22 protein-coding genes are annotated in these 20,656 nt (G+C 65.2%); 8 read left to right on the plus strand and 14 right to left on the minus strand.

All coding sequences use genetic code 11. The features are described from left to right. Positions 1 to 198: 198 nt before the first annotated feature. Both WCE05_RS01130 and WCE05_RS01135 read left to right on the plus strand, forming a co-directional pair. Complete coding sequence (locus WCE05_RS01130; RefSeq protein ID WP_225787203.1) at positions 199 to 411, plus strand: cold-shock protein; 213 nt, start codon at positions 199 to 201, stop codon at positions 409 to 411. A gap of 90 nt (positions 412 to 501) precedes the next feature. Then, complete coding sequence (locus WCE05_RS01135) at positions 502 to 990, plus strand: RDD family protein (RefSeq protein WP_225787202.1); 489 nt, start codon at positions 502 to 504, stop codon at positions 988 to 990. Positions 991 to 1,108: 118 nt separating this feature from the next. On the opposite strand, the gene lptG is transcribed toward WCE05_RS01135, so the two are convergent. Both lptG and lptF read right to left on the minus strand, forming a co-directional pair. Then, positions 1,109 to 2,170: an LPS export ABC transporter permease LptG gene (lptG, locus tag WCE05_RS01140; RefSeq protein WP_225787201.1), complete on the minus strand. Its 1,062-nt coding sequence runs from the start codon at positions 2,168 to 2,170 to the stop codon at positions 1,109 to 1,111. Beyond that, a complete protein-coding gene (lptF, locus tag WCE05_RS01145) occupies positions 2,163 to 3,278 on the minus strand; it encodes an LPS export ABC transporter permease LptF (RefSeq protein ID WP_253081784.1) in 1,116 nt (371 codons plus the stop codon). Before lptF ends, lptG begins: the two co-directional genes overlap by 8 nt. Before the next feature lie 289 nt (positions 3,279 to 3,567). On the opposite strand from lptF, the gene WCE05_RS01150 reads away from it, so the two are divergent. The 5 genes from WCE05_RS01150 to rlmF all read left to right on the plus strand — a co-directional run bounded on the left by WCE05_RS01150 (position 3,568) and on the right by rlmF (position 9,995). After that, the gene (locus WCE05_RS01150; RefSeq protein WP_225787199.1) at positions 3,568 to 5,058 is read left to right on the plus strand and encodes a leucyl aminopeptidase; all 1,491 of its coding nucleotides are present in this window, start codon (positions 3,568 to 3,570) and stop codon (positions 5,056 to 5,058) included. 50 nt (positions 5,059 to 5,108) lie between these two features. Further along, positions 5,109 to 5,537: a DNA polymerase III subunit chi gene (locus WCE05_RS01155; RefSeq protein WP_225787198.1), complete on the plus strand. Its 429-nt coding sequence runs from the start codon at positions 5,109 to 5,111 to the stop codon at positions 5,535 to 5,537. A gap of 5 nt (positions 5,538 to 5,542) precedes the next feature. Then, a complete protein-coding gene (locus WCE05_RS01160; protein ID WP_225787458.1) occupies positions 5,543 to 5,911 on the plus strand; it encodes a DNA polymerase III subunit chi in 369 nt (122 codons plus the stop codon). A 121-nt stretch (positions 5,912 to 6,032) separates the two neighbouring features. After that, complete coding sequence (locus WCE05_RS01165; protein WP_368815329.1) at positions 6,033 to 8,879, plus strand: valine--tRNA ligase; 2,847 nt, start codon at positions 6,033 to 6,035, stop codon at positions 8,877 to 8,879. A gap of 159 nt (positions 8,880 to 9,038) precedes the next feature. After that, entirely contained in the window at positions 9,039 to 9,995 is a 957-nt protein-coding gene (rlmF, locus tag WCE05_RS01170; protein ID WP_225787196.1) for a 23S rRNA (adenine(1618)-N(6))-methyltransferase RlmF, read from the plus strand. A 49-nt stretch (positions 9,996 to 10,044) separates the two neighbouring features. Here rlmF and WCE05_RS01175 read toward each other — a convergent pair whose 3' ends face one another. Continuing rightward, positions 10,045 to 10,326 (minus strand): HU family DNA-binding protein, encoded by a 282-nt coding sequence (locus tag WCE05_RS01175; protein WP_225787195.1) that lies wholly within the window; start codon positions 10,324 to 10,326, stop codon positions 10,045 to 10,047. 396 nt (positions 10,327 to 10,722) lie between these two features. Here WCE05_RS01175 and yejK point away from each other — a divergent pair, with 396 nt between their 5' ends. Continuing rightward, entirely contained in the window at positions 10,723 to 11,730 is a 1,008-nt protein-coding gene (gene yejK / locus WCE05_RS01180; RefSeq protein ID WP_225787194.1) for a nucleoid-associated protein YejK, read from the plus strand. Between the two features lie 71 nt (positions 11,731 to 11,801). On the opposite strand, the gene WCE05_RS01185 is transcribed toward yejK, so the two are convergent. The 11 genes from WCE05_RS01185 to WCE05_RS01235 form a co-directional block, all read right to left on the minus strand. After that, positions 11,802 to 12,089, minus strand: coding sequence for a GIY-YIG nuclease family protein (locus tag WCE05_RS01185; RefSeq protein ID WP_225787193.1), 288 nt, complete (start codon positions 12,087 to 12,089; stop codon positions 11,802 to 11,804). Positions 12,090 to 12,132: 43 nt separating this feature from the next. Beyond that, positions 12,133 to 12,603 carry a nuclear transport factor 2 family protein gene (locus tag WCE05_RS01190; protein WP_225787192.1) on the minus strand — a complete coding sequence of 157 codons (471 nt, stop codon included), beginning with the start codon at positions 12,601 to 12,603 and terminating at the stop codon, positions 12,133 to 12,135. 88 nt (positions 12,604 to 12,691) lie between these two features. Further along, positions 12,692 to 13,972 carry an MFS transporter gene (locus WCE05_RS01195; protein WP_225787191.1) on the minus strand — a complete coding sequence of 427 codons (1,281 nt, stop codon included), beginning with the start codon at positions 13,970 to 13,972 and terminating at the stop codon, positions 12,692 to 12,694. Positions 13,973 to 13,985: 13 nt separating this feature from the next. Next, the gene (locus WCE05_RS01200) at positions 13,986 to 14,633 is read right to left on the minus strand and encodes a FadR/GntR family transcriptional regulator (RefSeq protein WP_368815331.1); all 648 of its coding nucleotides are present in this window, start codon (positions 14,631 to 14,633) and stop codon (positions 13,986 to 13,988) included. A gap of 187 nt (positions 14,634 to 14,820) precedes the next feature. Beyond that, a complete protein-coding gene (gene hisC, locus WCE05_RS01205; RefSeq protein WP_225787189.1) occupies positions 14,821 to 15,867 on the minus strand; it encodes a histidinol-phosphate transaminase in 1,047 nt (348 codons plus the stop codon). A 2-nt stretch (positions 15,868 to 15,869) separates the two neighbouring features. Then, positions 15,870 to 17,195, minus strand: coding sequence for a histidinol dehydrogenase (gene hisD / locus WCE05_RS01210; RefSeq protein ID WP_253081365.1), 1,326 nt, complete (start codon positions 17,193 to 17,195; stop codon positions 15,870 to 15,872). A 126-nt stretch (positions 17,196 to 17,321) separates the two neighbouring features. Beyond that, positions 17,322 to 17,957, minus strand: a complete 636-nt coding sequence (gene hisG / locus WCE05_RS01215) for an ATP phosphoribosyltransferase (protein WP_225787187.1) — start codon at positions 17,955 to 17,957, stop codon at positions 17,322 to 17,324. A gap of 90 nt (positions 17,958 to 18,047) precedes the next feature. Further along, the gene (gene murA / locus WCE05_RS01220; protein ID WP_225787186.1) at positions 18,048 to 19,313 is read right to left on the minus strand and encodes a UDP-N-acetylglucosamine 1-carboxyvinyltransferase; all 1,266 of its coding nucleotides are present in this window, start codon (positions 19,311 to 19,313) and stop codon (positions 18,048 to 18,050) included. Positions 19,314 to 19,336: 23 nt separating this feature from the next. Further along, complete coding sequence (locus WCE05_RS01225) at positions 19,337 to 19,576, minus strand: BolA family protein (protein WP_225787185.1); 240 nt, start codon at positions 19,574 to 19,576, stop codon at positions 19,337 to 19,339. A 118-nt stretch (positions 19,577 to 19,694) separates the two neighbouring features. Further along, the gene (locus WCE05_RS01230; RefSeq protein WP_225787184.1) at positions 19,695 to 19,997 is read right to left on the minus strand and encodes a lipid asymmetry maintenance protein MlaB; all 303 of its coding nucleotides are present in this window, start codon (positions 19,995 to 19,997) and stop codon (positions 19,695 to 19,697) included. Next, positions 19,994 to 20,647: a phospholipid-binding protein MlaC gene (locus WCE05_RS01235; protein ID WP_225787183.1), complete on the minus strand. Its 654-nt coding sequence runs from the start codon at positions 20,645 to 20,647 to the stop codon at positions 19,994 to 19,996. Before WCE05_RS01235 ends, WCE05_RS01230 begins: the two co-directional genes overlap by 4 nt. Positions 20,648 to 20,656 lie beyond the last annotated feature (9 nt).

Raw genomic sequence — 20,656 nt, forward strand, 5'->3', positions numbered from 1 at the left:
TGTCGACGGAGTTAGCGTAGAGTCACTGCACTGTGTTTGCATGGGTCGCAACAGTTCGTGACCTGGGCCAGTAGCTGCAATCTGCTACAACCCGTTCGACGTCTCTTACTTTCCTGCAACCCAGCCCGGTACTTTTTCATATCGTTTGGATATGAAAAAAACTGTCATCAAAAACTAAGCTTCATAGGAAACAAGACAATGGCTGAGCGTCAGAACGGTACCGTCAAGTGGTTCAATGACGAGAAAGGTTACGGCTTCATCACCCCCGAAAGCGGTCCGGATCTGTTCGTGCACTTTCGCGCCATCGAAGGTAACGGCTTCAAGAGCCTGAAAGAAGGCCAGAAGGTCTCCTTCGAAGCTGTTCAGGGCCAGAAAGGCATGCAGGCCGACAAGGTCCGCGCTGAAGGCTGATCCCAGACTTCTTCAGAAAAAGCCCCTGCCAAGTGCAGGGGCTTTTTTTTGTCCGTAGAATGTGGGCTTCGCCACTCGGAGCCGTCCTGCATGTCCAAGCCTCTGCTCAAACCCCAGGGTGATTTCCCGCCGGTCGGCCTGGGCCGTCGCCTGGCCGCGATGTTCTATGACTTCTTGCTGTGCACCGCCCTGCTGATCGTCACTGCCGGCCTCTACAAGATGGTACAGATGGCGATCATCGGCGAGGCACGCATGCGTGAGCTGACCGAGGCTGGCGCCCTGGACGGTGACCCGCTGCTGTCGACCCTCCTGCTGTTCGCCCTGTTCGGTTTCTTCGCCAAGTTCTGGACCCACGGCGGGCAGACCCTGGGCATGCAGGTGTGGGGAGTACGGGTGCAGAACGCCGACGGCAGCGCCATCAGCCTGTGGCAGGCGCTGCTGCGCTTTCTCGTGGCCATCGCCTCATGGCTGTGCCTGGGACTGGGGTTCTTCTGGTCGTTGATCGACAAGCGCAAGCGCAGCTGGCATGACATCTACTCCGAGACGCAACTGGTGCGGATTCCCAAGCAGAAGAAATGAGCTTACCGATACGTCCCCGGTGCCAGCCGCTTGAATGGCATCTGGGGCTGCGAAGCAGCCCCAGGCTTGACTGACCGGCATCGACGCTAGGGTCGACTTTTCTGTGCAGCCCAGGCCATCACCCCGCCCGGCGCAACAACCACACACCGGCCAGCGCGCAGATCCCGGCCGGGATCACCACCGCCAGCAGCGGCGGGAAGCCGAACACCTGGCTCGAAGGCCCAAGCAAGTCCTGGCCGATGCGGAACACGAAGCCCACCAGCACACCGGTGAACACCCGCTGGCCGAGGGTGACCGAGCGCAGTGGGCCGAAGATGAAGGAAATCGCCATCAGCACCAGCGCCGCCGTGACCACCGGCTGCAGCACCTTGGTCCAGAAGGCCAGCCAGTAGCGGGCGTTGTTCAGGCCCTGCTCGGACAGGTAGTGGATGTAGTCCCACAGGCCAGTGATCGACAGGGACTCCGGTGCCAGGATCACGGTATTGAGCAACTGCGGCGTCACCGAGACGTCCCAGCGCTCCTGCGGCGCCTTCACCACCTCGGTGCGGTCGCCGTGGAAGAAGGTGGTGCTGACATCGCTGAGGATCCAGTGGTCTTCCTGGTACTGCGCCCGACGGGCGAAGCTCGAGGTGACGATCCGTCGCTCGTCGTCGAAGCGGTAGCGGGTCACGCCCAGCAGCAGGCCATTGGGCTGCACCGCGTTGATGTGCACGAACTCGTCGCCCTGGCGGTGCCACATGCCGCGCTTGGAACTCTGCGCCTCACCGCCGCCCTGGGCCAGTGAGCGGTCGGCCTGGGCCTTGTTCTCGGTGACCGGGGCCACGTACTCGCCGATCAGCAGGCCGACCAGCATCAGCACCAGCATCGGCTTCATCACCGCCCAGACGATACGCCCGATGGACACCCCGGCGGCGCGCATGATGGTCAGCTCGCTGCTGCTGGCCAGGCTGCCCAGGCCGATCAGGCAACCGATCAGCGCCGCCATCGGCAACATCTCGTAGAGCCGGCGCGGTGCGGTGAGCAACACGAAGTTGCCGGCATCCAGCACCGTATAGGTATCGCTCAGGTCGCCCATCTCGTCGATGAAGGCGAACAGCGAGGCCAGGCCGAGGATGATGCCCAGCACCGCCAGGATGGCCAGCAGCACGCTCTGGCCGATGTAGCGATCCAGCTTAACCATGGGCCACCTCCGCACGACGGGCGGCGCGCTTGAGGCGCAGCGGCTCCCAGTACATCAGGCCCAGGCCGATCAGCAGGAACAGGCCGTGTACCCACCACATGCCCAGGGCGATCGGCAGCTTGCCCTTCTCCAGGGCGCCGCGTACGGAAATCAGCATCGTCAGGTAGGCCATGTACAGGAGGATCGCCGGCAGCAGCTTGAGGAAGCGGCCCTGGCGCGGATTGACCTTGGCCAGCGGCACCGCCAGCAGGGTCACGATGAAGACCAGCAACGGCAGGGAGAGCCGCCACTGCAGCTCGGCCTGCTCGCGCAGGCCCTGGTGCCCGAACAGTTGCCAGGTCGGGATGGCTTCGCGCTCGGTCACTTCCTCGCTGACCTCGGGCTTGGGTAGCAGCACGCCGTAGGTGTCGTACTTGATCGCCCGGTAGTCGGCCTGGCCGGGGTTGCCGTCGTAGCGGTAGCCGTTCTCCAGGATCAGGTAGCGATTGCCATCGGCCTGCACTTCCTGGTGGCCCTTCTCGGCAACCAGCACGGAGGGCGCGCGGTCCTTGGTCTTGTCCTGGTTGAAGCGTTTCTCGGAGATGAACACCCCGGCCAGGTTGACGCGGTCGTCCGTCAGCTCCTCGGTGTAGGTCACCCGCGAGCCGTCGCGCAAGGTCTGGAAGCGCCCGGGCACCAGGGTGTCGAACTCGGTCAGGGCATCCTGCTGGTTGATGATCTGCTGCACCTGGGCCACGCCCTGGGGCGCCAGGCCCAGGCTCAGCCAGGCCACCAGCAAGGCGACCAGCGCGGCCGGCGCCATGGTCAGGGCGAGCAGGCGCTGCTGGCTCATGCCGGTGGCCGAAAGCACGGTCATCTCGCTTTCCAGGTACAGCCGGCCGTAGGCCAGGAGGATACCGAGGAACAGCCCCAGCGGCAGGATCAGTTGCAGGAAGCCCGGCAGACGGAAGCCCATGATCAGGAACAGCACGCCCGGATCGAGCACGCCCTGGGCCGCCTGGGCCAGGTACTTGATGAAGCGCCCGCTCATGATGATCACCAGCAGCACGGCGCTGACGGCGCTCAAGGTCAGCAGGACCTCGCGGGACAGATAACGAAAGACGATCAAACCAGACACTCCTGGGTTGTCAGGGGCGGAGAGCCAAACAATGGCCTAGGACAGCCAAGGCCCGTGCCAGTTCGCCGACGGCGAAGCAGCATGTGAAGTGCGCGCATTATCCTGTGATTGACCGCGCCTGTCACTTGGCCGCGCATGACGGCGCAGGTCGGGGTTGTCACAAGGGTTGCCGCAGGCTCAAACTGGCAGCTTTTCCACTGGCACGCGAACATGCGGCCAGGCCTGCTTCGAGCGCTCGCCAAAGACAGCGCCAACTGACAGATCATTCGGGGACCCTGACATGGAACTGGTTGTAAAAAGCGTAGCCGCAGCATCCTTGAAAACCGCCACCCTGGTGCTGCCCGTCGGTGAGGGCCGCAAGCTCGGCGACGTGGCCAAGGCCGTCGACCAGGCCAGCGGCGGCGCCATCGCCGCCGTGCTCAAGCGCGGCGACCTGGCCGGCAAGCCCGGCCAGACCCTGCTGCTGCACAGCCTGCCAGGCCTGAAGGCCGAGCGCGTGCTGCTGGTCGGCAGCGGCAAGGAGGCCCTGAATGACCGCAGCTGGCGCAAGCTGGCCAGCAGCGTTGCCGGGGTGCTGAAGAACCTGGGCGGCGGCGACGCCGTGCTGGCCCTGGAGGATGTCGCCGTCGACGGCCGCGATGCCCACTACGGCAAGTACCGCCTGCTGGCCGAGACCCTGCTCGACGGCGAGTACGTGTTCGACCGCTTCAAGAGCCAGAAGGCCGAGCCACGCACCCTGAAGAAGATCACCCTGTTGGCCGCCAAGGCCGGCCAGGCCGAGGTCGAGCGCGCCGTGAAGCACGCCACCGCCATCGCCACCGGCATGGCCTTCACCCGTGACCTGGGCAACCTGCCGCCGAACCTGTGCCACCCGAGCTTCCTCGCCGAACAGGCCAGGGACCTGGGCAAGGGCCACAAGAATCTCAAGGTCGAAGTGCTCGACGAGAAGAAGATCAAGGACCTGGGCATGGGCGCCTTCTATGCCGTGGGCCAGGGCAGCGACCAGCCGCCACGGCTGATCGTGCTCAACTACCAGGGCGGCAAGAAGAGCGAGAAGCCGTTCGTGCTGGTGGGCAAGGGCATCACCTTCGACACCGGCGGCATCAGCCTCAAGCCGGGTGCCGGCATGGACGAGATGAAGTTCGACATGTGTGGCGCCGCCAGCGTGTTCGGCACCCTGCGCGCGGTGCTGGAACTGCAGTTGCCGATCAACCTGGTGTGCCTGCTGGCCTGTGCCGAGAACATGCCCAGCGGCGGCGCCACCCGTCCCGGCGACATCGTCACCACCATGAGCGGCCAGACCGTGGAGATCCTCAACACCGACGCCGAAGGCCGCCTGGTGCTGTGCGACACCCTGACCTACGCCGAGCGCTTCAAGCCGCAGGCGGTGATCGACATCGCCACCCTGACCGGCGCCTGCATCGTCGCCCTGGGCAGCCACACCTCCGGCCTGATGGGCAACGACGACGCACTGGTCGGCCAGTTGCTCGACGCCGGCAAGCGGGCCGATGACCGCGCCTGGCAACTGCCACTGTTCGACGAATACCAGGAGCAGTTGGACAGCCCGTTCGCCGACATCGCCAACATCGGCGGCCCGAAGGCCGGCACCATCACTGCCGGCTGCTTCCTGTCGCGCTTCGCCAAGGCCTACCACTGGGCCCACCTGGACATCGCCGGCACCGCCTGGATCAGCGGTGGCAAGGACAAGGGCGCCTCGGGCCGCCCGGTACCGCTGCTGACCCAGTACCTGCTGGACCGCGCCAACGCCTGATGCCCCCAGGCCGGGCGGCGCCCGCGCGGCGCCGCCCGGCAGAGCGAACCATGAGCAAAGTCGATTTCTACATCCTGCCCACCGACTCGTTGTCGGCACGCCTGGACTTCGCCTGCAAGCTGTGTGAAAAGGCCTGGCGCCTTGGCCACCGGGTCTACCTGCATTGCCAGGACGACGCACAGCGCAGCGAGCTGGACGAACGCCTGTGGCGCTTCAAGGGCGAGGCCTTCGTGCCCCACGACCTGGCCGAGGACCATGCCGATGCCGTGGTCGCACTGGGCCTCGGTACGGATGCCGGCGCGCACCGTGGCCTGCTGATCAACCTGGGCGGCGACGTGCCGGCCTTCGTCGGCCAGTTCGAGCGGGTCGCCGAGATCGTCGTCGAGGAGCCGACCGTTCGCCAGGCCGCTCGCGAGCGATTCCGTTTCTACCGCGAACAGGGCTATGCTCTGCAAGACCACCGCTTACAGCGACTTTGACGATGATGGACAAGCCTTCCCCCCTGCCCGATTCCGCCCACCTGCTCGACGACCTGGAGTCGATCCGCCAGTTGCTGGGCGATGCCGACCTGCAACCGCCGCTGCTGACCGAGACGGTCGAACAGATCCCCCTGCTGCTCGACGAACCGGCCGGCAATGCACCACCTGCCGCCGAACCGGAGCCGGCCGCAACCGCCGAGGACGATCCGCAGACCCGCCGCCAGGACACCCTGCTGCACCTGGAAGCCGAACTGCGAGCCGCCGCGCAGTTGATCATGCAGGACGTGATCAACGACTTCACTCCGCACATCGAGAACGAGATCAAGCGTCGCCTCGATGCGCGCATGGAGCGGCTGATCAAGCGCTCCGAGTAAGCCCTCCCGGGGCCGCTACGCGCCCACTACAGCTCCCCGCCTCGCAGCTTGTCGCTTGAAGCTTGCAGCTCCGTTATACTTCCCGGCTTTCCCGAATTAATGCCATAGGGTCCCGCCGCGCATGGATAAGACCTACCAGCCGCACGCCATCGAAACTTCCTGGTACACCACCTGGGAGTCGGAGAACTATTTCGCCCCGCAAGGTGCAGGCGAGTCCTACACCATCATGATCCCACCGCCGAACGTAACCGGCAGCCTGCACATGGGCCACGGCTTCAACAACGCGATCATGGACGCCCTGATCCGCTTCCGCCGCATGCAGGGCCGCAACACCCTGTGGCAGCCAGGCACCGACCACGCCGGCATCGCCACCCAGATGCTGGTGGAGCGCCAGCTCGAGGCCAAGGGCCAGAACCGTCATGACCTGGGCCGCGAGAAGTTCCTGGAGAAGGTCTGGGAATGGAAGGAACAGTCCGGCGGCAACATCAGCCGGCAGATCCGCCGCCTGGGCTCGTCGGTGGATTGGAGCCGCGAGCGCTTCACCATGGACGACGGCCTGTCCGAGGCAGTCAAGGAAGCCTTCGTCCGCCTGTACGAAGACGGCCTGATCTACCGCGGCAAGCGCCTGGTCAACTGGGACACCAAGCTGCACACCGCCATCTCCGACCTCGAAGTGGAAAACCACGACGAGAAGGGCCACCTGTGGAACCTGCGCTACCCGCTGGCCGATGGCGCCACGACCGCCGAAGGCAAGGACCACCTGGTCGTCGCCACCACCCGTCCGGAGACCCTGCTCGGTGACGCCGCCGTCGCCGTCAACCCGAACGACGAGCGCTACCAGGCACTGATCGGCAAGTTCGTCGTGCTGCCGCTGGTCGGCCGACGCATCCCGATCATCGCCGACGACTACTGCGACCCCGAATTCGGCACCGGTTGCGTGAAGATCACCCCGGCCCACGACTTCAACGACTACGAAGTCGGCAAACGCCACGACCTGCCGCTGCTGAACATATTCGACAAGAATGCCCTGGTCCTGGCCAGTGCCCAGGCCTTCAACCTCGATGGCAGCCTCAACGACAGCGTCGACACCTCCCTGCCCGCGCAGTACGCCGGCCTCGACCGTTTCGTCGCGCGCAAGCAGATCGTAGCCGACCTGGATGCCCAAGGCCTGCTGGTCAGCATCGACGACCATGCCCTGAAGGTGCCGAAGGGCGACCGCTCCGGCACCGTCATCGAGCCCTGGCTGACCGACCAGTGGTACGTTTCCACCAAGCCGCTGGCCGAGCCTGCCATCGCGGCGGTGGAGGACGGCCGTATCCAGTTCGTGCCCAAGCAGTACGAGAACATGTACTTCTCCTGGATGCGCGATATCCAGGACTGGTGCATCAGCCGTCAGCTGTGGTGGGGCCACCGCATCCCGGCCTGGTACGACGAGTCCGGCAAGGTCTACGTCGGCCGCGACGAAGCTGAAGTGCGCGCCAAGCATGGCCTGGGCGCCGACGTGGGGCTGCGCCAGGACGACGACGTCCTCGACACCTGGTTCAGCTCGGGCCTGTGGACCTTCTCCACCCTGGGCTGGCCGGAGCAGACCGAGTTCCTCAAGACCTTCCACCCCACCGATGTGCTGGTCACCGGCTTCGACATCATCTTCTTCTGGGTCGCGCGCATGATCATGCTGACCATGCACCTGGTGAAGAACGAGGACGGCACGCCGCAGGTACCGTTCAAGACCGTCTACGTCCACGGCCTGGTGCGCGACGGCCAGGGCCAGAAGATGTCCAAGTCCAAGGGCAATGTCCTCGACCCGCTGGACATCGTCGACGGCATCACCCTCGACGCCCTGCTGGAAAAACGCACCAGCGGCATGATGCAGCCCAAGCTCGCCGAGAAGATCGCCAAGCAGACCAAGGCCGAGTTCCCCGAAGGCATCGCCAGCTACGGCACCGACGCCCTGCGCTTCACCTTCTGCTCGCTGGCCTCCACCGGCCGCGACATCAAGTTCGACATGGGCCGCGTCGAGGGCTACCGCAACTTCTGCAACAAGATCTGGAACGCCGCCCGCTACGTGCTGGACAAGGGCGAGGACTGCGGCCAGAACGGCGAAGCCTACGAGCTGTCGCTGGCAGACCGCTGGATCATCTCGCAGCTGCAGCGCACCGAGGCCGAAGTAACCCGCCAGCTCGAGCAGTTCCGCTTCGACCTGGCCAGCCAGGCCCTGTACGAGTTCATCTGGAACCAGTACTGCGACTGGTACCTGGAGCTGTCCAAACCGGTACTGTGGGACGAGAACGCCCCCATCGAGCGTGCCCGCGGCACCCGTCGCACCCTGGTGCGCGTGCTGGAAGTGGCCCTGCGCCTGGCGCATCCGTTCATGCCGTTCATCACCGAGGAAATCTGGCAGCGCATCGCGCCGCTGGCCGGCATCCAGGGCAAGACCCTCATGCTGCAGCCGTGGCCGGTGGCCAACGAGAGCCGTATCGACAGCGCCGCCGAAGGTGACATCGAGTGGCTCAAGGAGCTGATGGTGGGCCTGCGCAACATCCGCGCCGAGATGAACATCGGCCCGGGCAAGCCGCTGCCGCTGTTCCTCAAGAACGCCAACGCCGACGACCAGCGCCGCCTGCAGGAGAACGAGGCGCTGCTCAAGAAGCTGGCCAAGGTCGAATCCTTCACCGTACTCGGCGAACAGGACGAAGCGCCGCTGTCGGCCACCGCGCTGGTGGGTGACCTGCAGGTACTGGTACCGATGGCCGGCCTGATCGACAAGGATGCCGAGCTGGCGCGCCTGAACAAGGAAATCCAGCGCCTGCAAGGCGAGGTCCAGCGCGTGGGCGGCAAGCTGTCCAACGCCGCTTTCGTCGACAAGGCACCGCCTGCGGTGATCGAGAAAGAGCGCGCCAAGCTGGCCGAGGCCGAGCAGGCCCTGGCCAACTTCACCGAGCAGCATGCGCGGATTGCGGCGCTCTAATCACTAGAGACCGTCAGGGCCGCTGCGCGGCCCTTTCGCGACACAAGGCCGCGCCCACAGGACGGCGCCCGACTTCAAGGCGCCACTCTCCTGTAGGCGCGGCCTTGTGTCGCGAAAGGGCTGCACAGCAGCCCCTGGCCTGCGACACCGGACCCGACCATGACCGTAAAACCCACCCTGCACCCGCGCAACCGCCATCAGGGCCGCTACGACTTCCCCAGCCTGATCAAGGCGCACCCGCAACTGGCCAACTTCACCATCACCAACCCCTACGGCAAGCCGAGCATCGACTTCGCCAACCCGCAGGCGGTGCGTGTGTTCAACCGCGCCCTGCTCAAGGCCCAGTACGGTATCCAGCACTGGGACATCCCGGCCGACTACCTGTGCCCGCCAATCCCGGGCCGAGCCGACTACATCCACGTGCTGGCCGACCTGCTGGCCGAGGACAGCGGCGGTGAGATCCCCCGTGGTGCCCAGGTACGCGCCCTGGACATCGGTGTCGGCGCCAACTGCATCTACCCCCTGCTCGGCCACAGCGACTACCGCTGGCGCTTCCTAGGCTCGGACATCGACCCGGTGGCCCTGGCCTCGGCCAGGACGATCGTCCTGGCCAACGGCCTGGGCAAGGCCATCACCCTGCGCCAGCAAGCCAACCGCAACCACATCCTCACCGGCCTGCTGCAGGGCGACGAGCGTTTCGACCTGACCCTGTGCAACCCGCCCTTCCACGCCTCCCGCGAGGAGGCCACCCGCGGCAGCCAGCGCAAATGGAAGAACCTTGGCAAGCTCGACCCCAGGCGCAAGCTGCCCGTGCTGAATTTCGGCGGGCAGAACAACGAGCTGTGGTGCGAGGGCGGCGAGATCCGCTTCGTCACCCAATTGGTGGGCGAAAGCGCGCAGTACGGGGAGCAGGTGCTGTGGTTCACCAGCCTGGTGTCCAAAGCCAGCAACCTGCCTGGCATCGAGGCAGCACTGAAGAAGGCGGGGGTTAAGGCACAGCGTATCGTCGCGATGGGCCAGGGCCAGAAGCAGAGCCGCATGGTCGCCTGGAGCTTCCTGGACGACAGCGCGCGCCAGGCCTGGCACGCTCGCCGTGAAAGCAAACCGCAGGTATGAAAAACCGCGCCCGGGCAAGCCGGGCGCGGTTTCAGTACGGCATCGACAATTACTTGTTGACGGCGTCGGTCAGGACCTTGGCTGGTACGAACTTGACGACTTTCTTGGCAGCGATTTCGATGGCGGCACCAGTCGAAGGGTTGCGGCCAGTACGGGCAGGACGCTCGGCGACTTTCAGCTTGCCGATACCTGGGAGAGTGATCTCAGCGCCGTTTTCCAGTTGGTCGGCAACGATCTGGCCCAGTTGCTCCAGCGCGTTCTTGGCGGTGGCCTTCGGGGCGCTGATCGATTCGGCGATGTCGGCAATCAGTTGGTCTTTGGTCAATGCCATGGTGGTGTTCCTTCCCTATCAAATTCAGTGGTTATGCAGCGTGCTACATCGGTTATCGGGCCAGCCCTGAAAAGGTCCGGCGGGCCGCGCCAATCGCGTATGTAGATACGAAAATCGGCGTTTGGTTCGACACGACGCGAGCGATCTGCCAGCAATGCGCCACCCAAGGGGCGCAAGACCGCGCAAAACTACCACAGGAATGGATAAATATCCGCTACCGGCTTCGATTTTATGCAGGTTTTTCGGGGGTTTTGTCGTAAAACGCAAAAAATTGAACAAAAAAACAACAACAGGCATTTACGCCAACATCCGGCCACTGCATCGCCCCCGCCCCTGGGGTAAACTGGCCGACTTTGCAGCGCGGCCTCGCACCGCCCCACACCATTCGAGAATCCCATGCCAATCCGTCATTGCATCGTTCACCTGATCGACAAGAAGCCCGATGGCAGCCCCGCCGTGCTCCATGCGCGGGACAGCGAACTGACTGCATCGGACGCCATCGAGAACCTGCTGGCTGACCTCAACGACAGCTACAACGCCAAGCAGGGCAAAGCCTGGGGCTTCTTCCACGGCGAATCCGGGGCCTACCCGTTCAGCGGCTGGCTCAAGCAGTACCTGGACGAGGAGAAGGACTTCACCGCCTTCAGCCGTGTCGCCGTCGAGCACCTGCAAAAGCTGATGGAAGAATCCAACCTGTCCGTCGGTGGCCATGTGCTGTTCGCCCAGTACCAGCAAGGCATGACCGACTACCTGGCGATCGCCCTGCTGCACCACAGCGAGGGCGTGGCGGTGAACGCCGAGCTGGATGTCACCCCGTCGCGCCACCTCGACCTGGGCCAACTGCACCTGGCGGCGCGGATCAACCTGTCGGAGTGGAAGAACAACCAGAACTCGAAGCAGTACATCTCGTTCATCAAGGGCAAGAACGGCAAGAAGGTCTCGGACTATTTCCGCGACTTCATCGGCTGCCAGGAAGGGGTCGATGGCCCCGGCGAGACCCGTACCCTGCTCAAGGCCTTCAGCGACTTCGTCGAGAGCGAGGACCTGCCCGAGGAGGCCGCCCGCGAGAAGACCCAGACCCTGGTCGAATATGCCACCACCCAGACCAAGCTGGGCGAGCCGGTGACCCTGGAGGAGCTGTCCAGCCTGATCGACGAGGACCGCCCCAAGGCCTTCTACGACCATATCCGCAACAAGGACTACGGCCTGTCGCCGGAGATCCCGGCCGACAAGCGCACCCTCAACCAGTTCCGCCGCTTCACCGGGCGCGCCGAAGGCCTGTCGATCAGCTTCGAGGCGCACCTGCTCGGTGACAAGGTGGAGTATGACGAAGAAGCCGGCACCCTGATCATCAAGGGTCTGCCGACCCAACTGGTCGACCAGCTCAAGCGCCGCAAGGAGTGAAACCGCGGGGCTGCCTCGCAGCCCATCGCCGGGACTGCGCCGTTCTTGAGCGAATGGGTCGCACAAGCGCCCTAGGAGCCGTGGGTCACGCCACCATAGGCCGCCACCAACGCTTCCTTGGCCGACTTGCGCAGCTTCTTGACCAAACGCTCCTGGCGCAGCGCCTCGGCCTTGTCCGGCCACTGCTCGACATAGACCAGCGCCTGGGCCGGGCTGGTCTTGAAGTAACGTGCCCCCTGCCCTTTCTGATGCTGGAGGAAACGTCGCTGCGGATCGTCGCTGATACCGCAGTACAAGGATCCGTTGGCGGCGCGGACCAGGTAGACGTACCAGGGTTTGGGAAGGGATGTCTCGCTCACGGCTCGATTCAGGACAGCTGGGAAAGGCCGCCAGCTTAACCGCTCAACGCCCTTGCTGGAACGCCCGCAGCCCCTTGAATGCCTGCTGGCGTATCTTGTTCTGCAACATAGGCGACCACCCCAGCAGCAGCCCGGGCAGGCCCAGGGCCTGACGCGACCAAGCCCACAGGTCGAAGCTGTCATCGTGCTGACGAATCAGCCCATTGCGGATCACGAAACGCGCCTGGATGTCGTTGACCACGGTGCGCCCGGTCTGGCTGAACAGGTAGGTCGCCACCCAGTGCGCGCAGCCGCTGTCCTGGTTGGCATGGACGTGGTCGAAGGTCAGGGAGAAATCCCTGGCGCGGGTTGTGAGCAACCGCCACATATCGCCGACGTCACTGCCGCGCAAGGTGCCGAAGACCGGGTCGGTGAAGACGATGTCATCGCTGTAGCAGGCCACCATGGCCTCGGCGTCCAGGCGCTGGAAAGCCTGGTAGAAGCGGCAGATCAGGGCGTGGTTGGCGTCGCTCATGGGGCTGCTCCGTCCTGCAGGGCGAAACCTGAACGATAATCCGCCGCGGGCGATGTCGCCATGGCCATTCGCGCCATTTGTGCAGGCCTCAAACCCGTTCGCTCTCCACCTGCACATGCAGCGCCCGCCCGGCACCAAGGCCGAACACGATGGCGCCCACGCCCAGCACCGCGAAGATCCAGCCCACCGCAGCCCAGCCACCGGTCAGGTCATGCACCAGCCCCACGGCGAAAGGCCCCATGGAGGCCAGGGTGTAGCCCACGCCCTGGGCCATGCTCGAGAGGTTGGCGGCCACATGAGCATCCTTGGAACGCAACACGATCAGGGTCAGGGCCAGGGCGAAGGTACCGCCCTGCCCCAGGCCCAGCAGGACCGCCCAGCCCCACAGGCCGGAAAGCGGCGCATACAGGCAGCCGAACAACCCGGCCAGGGTGACCAGCATGACGATCACGATGGCCAGGCGCTGGTCCTTGCCACGGGTCGCCAGCCAGGGCGCACTGAGCGAACTGACCAGTTGCACGATCACCGAGCCGGACAGCACCAGGCCTGCCTCGGTCGGGCTCAGGCCGCGGCCAATGAGGATCGATGGCAGCCAGCCGAAGACGATGTAGGCCAGCGAAGATTGCAGGCCCATGTACAACGTCACCTGCCAGGCCAGCGGGTCGCGCCACAGACCGCGCACCCGGTAGGCCACCTTGTGCAGGCCATGCCCCTGGCGCGCCTGGGGCAACCACACGAGCATCGCCAGCAATGCCGGCACCAGCCAGAAACCCAGGCCCATCGCCCAGCTGTCGTCGAAGCGCTGGGCCAGCGGTACGGTCGCGCCGGCGGCCATCGCGGCACCGAGGCACAGGGCCATGGTGTAGACGCCAGTGAGGGTCCCCGCATGCTGTGGGAAGTCGCGCTTGACGATGCCTGGCAGCAAGACGCCGATGATGCCGATGCTGGCCCCCGCCATCAGGCTGCCGATGAACACCCCAGCCGTCCCCAGGGCACTGCGCACCAGGATGCCCAGGGCCAGGGTCAGGAGAATGCCGAGGATCACCCGCTCGCTGCCGAAACGCCGCGCCAGGACCGGCGCCAATGGCGCGAACAGCCCCAGGCAGAGCACCGGCAAGGTGGTCAGCAAGCCGGCCTGGGAAGCATTCAGTCCCAGCCCCTCGCTGACCTGGCCCAGCACCGGCGCCATGCTCGACAGCGCCGGACGCAGGTTCAGCGCCACCAGTACCAGGCCCAGCAGCAACAACCAGGGCCGCTGCAGGAGCACCGGTTGCTGCTGGACCTGCTCGTCGTCGGCTTCGGCATCGATGAGCAGTTCATCGAGCTCCGCCTCGCGGGGGGCGGTGTGGCGGGTCAATTGTTCAGCCATGGGAGTCTCGCTTTCAGGATTCGATGAGGGTGCGGCTCAGGCGCTTGGCCCGCTCCGCGTCGCGCTGCTCGATGGCGTCGAGAATCTGCCCATGCAGGTCGAAAACCTTCTGGCAACGGGGGGCAGTGCTCATGTTGAGCTGCAGCGCCGCCGCCACCACGCCGGAGAAATAGCGGTACAACTCGCTCAGGGCGGGGTTGTGGGCGGCGTCCACCAGGCGCTGGTGGAAGACCAGGTCACAGGTGACGTAGGCCTCGACATCACCATGGAAATGCGCCGCGCTATCGGCAAGCGCCTCGCGCAGGCGGGCCAGGTCGTCCTCGGTGCGACGCAGGGCGGCCAGCCCGATCGCCTCGGCTTCGAGGATGTGGCGGGTTTCGCGGGCCTGCTCGGGGGTGCAGCGGGACATGGCCTGGACCGCCTGGAGCGGGTCCTGGGCGGTACGCAGGTAGCTGCCGTCGCCCTGGCGGATTTCCACCAGGCCACTGAAGGCCAGCACCCGCATGGCCTCACGCACGGTGTTGCGGCTGATGCCCAGCTCCAGGGCCAGTTCGGGCTCGGTCGGCAGGCGCTGGCCGATGGCCCAGGTGCCGCTGGTGATGCGGTTGCGCAGTTGGTCTACGGCTTGCTCGACCAGGGAGCGTTTGATTAACGGAGTCATGGGGACATCCAGTCATCGGATGATTTTTGCGAAAAAGTGAACGATAACCCTGGAATACCGCAGGGGCAAGGTTGGTTTTTCACAGCGCCGAAACGATATCGGCTGCAAAGCAGCCCCAAATGGCCTTGCGATCAGCACCGCTCCCCGTGAGAGCGGGCTTGACCGCGAAGAGGCCGCTACGGCCGAGTCAGTTCAGCGCATCGAGCAGCGCCTGGTTCTGCTCCGGCGTACCGATGGTGATCCGCAGGAACTGGGCGATACGCGCCTGCTTGAAGTGCCGCACGATCACCCCCTGCTCACGCAAGCGTGCCGCCAGCCCAGCGGCATCCTGCTGCGGATGGCGGGCGAAGATGAAGTTGGCCGCCGACGGCAGCACTTGGAAACCTCGCGCAACCAGTTGCTCGACCAGCGCCTCGCGGCTGTCGATCACCTGGCGGCAGGTCTGTTCGAAGTACGCCCGGTCCTCGAACGCCGCCGCCGCGCCGACGATCGCCATGCGGTCCAGCGGGTAGGAGTTGAAGCTGTTCTTGATCCGCTCCAGCGCCTCGATCAACGCCGGGTGACCGACGGCCAGGCCAACCCGCAGCCCCGCCAGGGAGCGCGACTTGGACAGGGTCTGGGTCACCAGCAGGTTGTCGTAGCGGTCCACCAGGCTGATGGCGGTCTGGCCGCCAAAGTCGATGTAGGCCTCGTCCACCACCACCACCGAGTCGCGGTTGGCCTCGAGCAAGCGCTCGATCGCCTCCAGCGGCAGCAGGCAGCCGGTGGGCGCGTTGGGGTTGGGGAAGATGATCCCGGCGTTGGGCTTGCGGTAGTCCTCGATCCGGATCTGGAACTGCTCATCCAGCGCCACCTGCTCGAACGGAATGCCGTACAGGCCACAGTAGACCGGGTAGAAGCTGTAGCTGATGTCCGGGAACAGCAGCGGCGCATCGTGTTGGAACAGGCCGTGGAAGATGTGCGCCAGCACTTCGTCCGAACCATTGCCGACGAACACCTGCTGTGGCGTGACGCCATAGTAGTCGGCGACCGCCTGCTTGAGGCGGTCGCCGTTCGGGTCCGGATACAGGCGCAGGTTATCGTTCAACTCGTCGCGCATGGCCTCCAGCGCCTTGGGCGACGGGCCATAGGGGTTCTCGTTGGTATTGAGCTTGACCAGGCGGGTCAGCTTCGGCTGCTCGCCCGGCACGTAGGGCACCAGATCCTTGACGAAGGGGCTCCAGAATCGGCTCATGTTCAGTTCCCCTCGTTCTCGGTGAGGATGCGGTATTCGGCGCTGCGGGCGTGGGCGGTCAGCGATTCGCCACGGGCCAGGACCGAAGCGGTGTGGCCCAGCTCGGACGCGCCCTGCTCGGAGCAGAAGATGATCGACGAACGCTTCTGGAAGTCGTATACCCCCAGCGGCGAAGAAAAGCGCGCGGTGCCGGAAGTCGGCAAGACGTGGTTGGGGCCTGCGCAGTAGTCACCCAGCGCTTCGCTGGTGTGGCGGCCCATGAAGATCGCGCCGGCGTGGCGGATGTGCGGCAGCCAGGCCTGCGGATCGGCCACCGACAGCTCCAGGTGCTCGGGCGCGATGCGGTTGGCCACGTCCATGGCCTGCTGCATGTCGCGCACCTGGATCAGCGCACCACGGCCATTGATCGACTTCTCGATGATCTCGGCACGCTCCATGGTCGGCAGCAGCTTGTCGATGCTGGCGGCGACGCGATCGAGGAAGGCGGCATCCGGGCTGACCAGGATGGCCTGGGCATCTTCGTCGTGCTCGGCCTGGGAGAACAGGTCCATGGCGATCCAGTCCGGATCGGTCTGGCCGTCGCACACCACGAGGATTTCCGACGGACCGGCGATCATGTCGATGCCGACCTGACCGAACACGTGGCGCTTGGCGGTGGCCACGTAGATGTTGCCCGGGCCGACGATCTTGTCCACCTGGGGCACGCTTTCGGTGCCGTAGGCCAGGGCCGCGACGGCCTGGGCACCACCGACGGTGAACACCCGGTCGACACCGGCGATGCAGGCGGCGGCCAGCACCAGTTCATTGACCTCGCCGCGCGGGGTCGGCACCACCATCACCACCTCGGAAACCCCGGCGACCTTGGCCGGGATGGCGTTCATCAGCACCGACGAGGGGTACGACGCCTTGCCGCCGGGCACGTACAGGCCGGCGCGGTCCAGCGGGGTGACCTTCTGGCCGAGTACGGTGCCGTCGGCTTCGGTGTACTGCCAGGAGTCCTGCTTCTGCCGCTCGTGGTACATGCGCACACGGCTGGCGGCCTTCTCCAGGGCTTCGCGCTGGGCCGGGGTGATGCGGGTCAGGGCCAGTTCCAGGCGCTCGCGGCCCAGGATCAGGTCATCGATGCTTTTGGCGTCGACGCCGTCGAAACGCTGGGTGAACGCCACCAGGGCTTCGTCGCCACGCTCGCGCACGGCCTTGATGATGTCGAGCACGCGCTGGTTGACCGCGTCATCGGACACACTTTCCCAGCTCAGCAGATGATCCAGATGTCGGGCGAAATCCGGATCAGCAGCGTTGAGACGGGCAATTGCAGTGGACACGGTCATGGCGAGGGCCTCGATGATTAGCGAATGCTCAGGCGCCCTAGGCTACCAGTCCATCCGCGCGGGCACCCGAGAAAATTGGCTATGACGCGGATAGATGGGCGCGACAGCGAAGGTCGCGCGCAGAGGTCAGCCGCGGTGTCGCGATTCGACAGCCTGGCGCAGGGTATCGATCAGGCTCTGGATGCGCGCGTGCTGCATCTTCATGGAGGCCTTGTTGACCACCAGGCGCGAGCTGATGGTGGCGATCAGTTCCTGGGGCTCCAGGCCATTGGCGCGCAAGGTGTTGCCGGTGTCGACCACGTCGATGATCTTGTCGGCCAGGCCGATCAACGGCGCCAGCTCCATGGAGCCGTAGAGCTTGATGATGTCGACCTGGCGGCCCTGCTCGGCATAATAGCGCTTGGCGACATTGACGAACTTGGTGGCCACGCGCAGGCGGCCCTTGGGCTCCGGTGCTCCCACCGCACCGGCGGTCATCAGCTTGCAACGGGCGATCTGCAGGTCCAGGGGCTCGTACAGACCCTGGCCACCGTACTCCATGAGCACGTCCTTGCCGGCCACACCCAGGTCGGCGGCGCCATGCTCGACATAGGTCGGCACGTCGGTGGCACGCACGATCAACAGGCGCACGTCTTCCTGGGTCGTGGGGATGATCAGCTTGCGGCTCTTGTCCGGATTCTCGGTCGGCACGATGCCGGCCTCTGCCAGCAGCGGCAGGGTGTCGTCGAGGATGCGGCCCTTGGATAGCGCGATGGTCAACATTGGAGCGTCGGTCCTTAAGCGTCTACTGCCGGCCGGGCACGCGCCCGACCGCATACGATTCGGCTGGCGCGTCCCTGCGCCAATCACAGACTAGCCCGGTACGCGACGGATCTTCGCGCCCAGCATCTGCAGTTTTTCCTCGATGCACTCGTAACCACGGTCGATGTGGTAGATGCGATCGATCAGGGTGTCGCCTTCAGCCACCAGGGCCGACAGCACCAGGCTGGCCGAGGCCCGCAGGTCGGTGGCCATGACCGGTGCGCCCTTGAGCGCCTTGACCCCGGTGACGATGGCGGTGTTGCCTTCGACCTGGATCTGCGCGCCCATGCGGTGCATCTCGTAGACGTGCATGAAGCGGTTCTCGAAGATGGTCTCGATCACCGCGCCCGTGCCTTCGGCGATGGCGTTGAGCGAGATGAACTGCGCCTGCATGTCGGTCGGGAACGCCGGATACGGGGCGGTGCGCAGGTTGACGGCCTTGGGCCGCTTGCCGTGCATGTCCAGCTCGATCCAGTCTTCGCCAGTGGTGATCTCGGCGCCGGCTTCCTTGAGCTTCTCCAGCACCGCCTCGAGGATGGTCGGATCGGTGTCCTTGAGCTTGACGCGGCCACCGGTCACGGCGGCGGCGACCAGGTAGGTGCCGGTCTCGATCCGGTCGGGCATCACGCGGTAGTTGGCCGAGTGCAGGCGCTCGACGCCATCGATGGTGATGGTGTCGGTGCCGGCGCCTTGGATCTTGGCGCCCATGGCGATCAGGAAGTTGGCCAGGTCGACCACCTCCGGCTCACGGGCGGCGTTCTGCAGCACGCTGCGGCCCTTGGCGAGCGCCGCGGCCATCATGATGTTCTCGGTACCGGTCACGCTGACGGTATCGAAGAAGAAGTGCGCGCCGCGCAGGCCGCCCTCAGGTGCCTGGGCCTTGATGTAGCCGCCCTCGACCTCGATCTTCGCGCCCATGGCCTCCAGGCCGCGAATGTGCAGGTCGACCGGACGCGAACCGATGGCGCAGCCGCCCGGCAGGGCCACTTCGGCCTTGCCGAAGCGGGCGACCATCGGGCCGAGCACGAGGATCGAGGCACGCATGGTCTTGACCAGCTCGTAGGGGGCGACCAGGGTCTTGATGGTGCGCGGGTCGATCTCCACCGCCAGCTTCTCGTCGATCACAGGCTCGATGCCCATGCGGCCGAACAGCTCGATCATGGTGGTGATGTCGTGCAGGTGCGGCAGGTTGCCCACGGTGACCGGACCGTCGGCCAACAAGGTGGCCGAGAGGATCGGCAGGGCGGCGTTCTTCGCCCCGGAAATGCGGATCTCGCCGTCGAGGCGGGCGCCGCCAGTGATAATCAGTTTGTCCATTGGAGTCTCGCCGCCAAGTTGGCTCAGGTGCGCTCAGCCCAGGCTGCGCTGCTGAAAAATTTCATGGTTACCGCATGGATGCTGCCATCGGCGATCCACGGGTTCAGGTGAGCATAGATCGCCTGCTGGCGCTTGACCGGGCTCTGGCCGGCCAACTCGTCGCTGATCACGTTCAACTGGAAGTTGCAGCCTTCGCCCTCAACTTCGACCCGGGTTCCCGGCAATTTCTCTTCAAGGAAGTTCTTAACTTCTACGGCCTGCATGCTCAACCTCAATCGGCGCCCTGTGCGCGCGGGTCGGCCATCATACAAAAAAGCCCCTCGCCTGCGAAGCCCATGGACGGGCGTGCTGACCGAGGGGCCATCCATTGAAGGCGAGCCATCAGCCCGCCAGCACTTCATCGAGGTCATACACCTCGGCGATTTCCCGCATGGCGTCGGGCATCTCGCGCACTTCCCAACCCTTGCCCGCCGCCTGGGCGTCACGCATGAACGCCAGCAGCAGGGAAAGGCCGACACTGGAGGACTTCACCACCGCCGAGCAATCCAGCACCAGGCGCGGCTCGCGACAGGCGGCGATCAACGCCTTGCCTTCCTTGCGCAGGGTCGGGCCGCTGCGGTAGTCCAGCACGCCGGCCAGGCGCAGGACGCCCGGCTCGGCCATGCTCACGCCGGCTTCGCTCATTGCACTTCCTTGTCTGGCGACTTGTCGGCGGTTTCCTTGGCCTTGGCCACCTCGCCGGCCCAGCCGTCGATGGTCTTGTCCAGGTCGTTGCCGTTGCGCTGCATGGCGTCGGCGAACTGGTCGCGGAACAGTTTGCCGATGTTGATGCCGTTGACGATGACGTTGCGCACCTTCCACTCGCCGCCCAGCTTGACCATGGTGTACTGGACCGGGTAGACCGCGCCGTTGTTGCCGGTGACCTTCATGCCGACGCTGGTGCGATCGCCTTCCTCGCCCTTGGCCGGGTCGACGGTGATGCCCTGGTTGTTGTACTCCAGCAGGGCATTGCCATAGAACTGCATCAGGCTGCGCTTGAAGTTCTCCTGGAAGCGCTGCATCTGCGCAGGCGTCGCCTTGCGCGAGTACTTGACGGTCATGATGCTCTTGGAAATGCCATCGGCGTCGACCACCGGGCCGAGCACGCGGTTGAGCGCATCGTAGAACGCTTGCGGACTGGTCTTGTACTGTTCCTTGTTGGCCTTGAGGTCGGCCAGCAGTTCGTTGGTGGTGCCCTGGATCACATCACGGGCGGATTGCCCCGGCGCCGCCAGGGCCATCAGGGGGAAGGCCGCCAGCAGGACCAGCAGGCCACGTCGCAGGATCGAAATCATGAAAACTCC

Source organism: Pseudomonas sp. I2 (assembly GCF_040984075.1).
Taxonomy (GTDB): domain Bacteria; phylum Pseudomonadota; class Gammaproteobacteria; order Pseudomonadales; family Pseudomonadaceae; genus Aquipseudomonas; species Aquipseudomonas guariconensis_B.

Bases quoted from the DNA above. Each gene is read 5' to 3' on its own strand.
- WCE05_RS01130 (WP_225787203.1), top strand. From the start codon at position 199: ATGGCTGAGCGTCAGAACGGTACCGTCAAGTGGTTCAATGACGAGAAA.
- WCE05_RS01135 (WP_225787202.1), top strand. From the start codon at position 502: ATGTCCAAGCCTCTGCTCAAACCCCAGGGTGATTTCCCGCCGGTCGGC.
- lptG (WP_225787201.1), bottom strand. From the start codon at position 2,170: ATGGTTAAGCTGGATCGCTACATCGGCCAGAGCGTGCTGCTGGCCATC.
- WCE05_RS01150 (WP_225787199.1), top strand. From the start codon at position 3,568: ATGGAACTGGTTGTAAAAAGCGTAGCCGCAGCATCCTTGAAAACCGCC.
- WCE05_RS01155 (WP_225787198.1), top strand. From the start codon at position 5,109: ATGAGCAAAGTCGATTTCTACATCCTGCCCACCGACTCGTTGTCGGCA.
- WCE05_RS01160 (WP_225787458.1), top strand. From the start codon at position 5,543: ATGGACAAGCCTTCCCCCCTGCCCGATTCCGCCCACCTGCTCGACGAC.
- WCE05_RS01165 (WP_368815329.1), top strand. From the start codon at position 6,033: ATGGATAAGACCTACCAGCCGCACGCCATCGAAACTTCCTGGTACACC.
- rlmF (WP_225787196.1), top strand. From the start codon at position 9,039: ATGACCGTAAAACCCACCCTGCACCCGCGCAACCGCCATCAGGGCCGC.
- WCE05_RS01175 (WP_225787195.1), bottom strand. From the start codon at position 10,326: ATGGCATTGACCAAAGACCAACTGATTGCCGACATCGCCGAATCGATC.
- yejK (WP_225787194.1), top strand. From the start codon at position 10,723: ATGCCAATCCGTCATTGCATCGTTCACCTGATCGACAAGAAGCCCGAT.
- WCE05_RS01190 (WP_225787192.1), bottom strand. From the start codon at position 12,603: ATGAGCGACGCCAACCACGCCCTGATCTGCCGCTTCTACCAGGCTTTC.
- WCE05_RS01195 (WP_225787191.1), bottom strand. From the start codon at position 13,972: ATGGCTGAACAATTGACCCGCCACACCGCCCCCCGCGAGGCGGAGCTC.
- WCE05_RS01200 (WP_368815331.1), bottom strand. From the start codon at position 14,633: ATGACTCCGTTAATCAAACGCTCCCTGGTCGAGCAAGCCGTAGACCAA.
- hisC (WP_225787189.1), bottom strand. From the start codon at position 15,867: ATGAGCCGATTCTGGAGCCCCTTCGTCAAGGATCTGGTGCCCTACGTG.
- hisD (WP_253081365.1), bottom strand. From the start codon at position 17,195: ATGACCGTGTCCACTGCAATTGCCCGTCTCAACGCTGCTGATCCGGAT.
- hisG (WP_225787187.1), bottom strand. From the start codon at position 17,957: ATGTTGACCATCGCGCTATCCAAGGGCCGCATCCTCGACGACACCCTG.
- murA (WP_225787186.1), bottom strand. From the start codon at position 19,313: ATGGACAAACTGATTATCACTGGCGGCGCCCGCCTCGACGGCGAGATC.
- WCE05_RS01225 (WP_225787185.1), bottom strand. From the start codon at position 19,576: ATGCAGGCCGTAGAAGTTAAGAACTTCCTTGAAGAGAAATTGCCGGGA.
- WCE05_RS01230 (WP_225787184.1), bottom strand. From the start codon at position 19,997: ATGAGCGAAGCCGGCGTGAGCATGGCCGAGCCGGGCGTCCTGCGCCTG.
- WCE05_RS01235 (WP_225787183.1), bottom strand. From the start codon at position 20,647: ATGATTTCGATCCTGCGACGTGGCCTGCTGGTCCTGCTGGCGGCCTTC.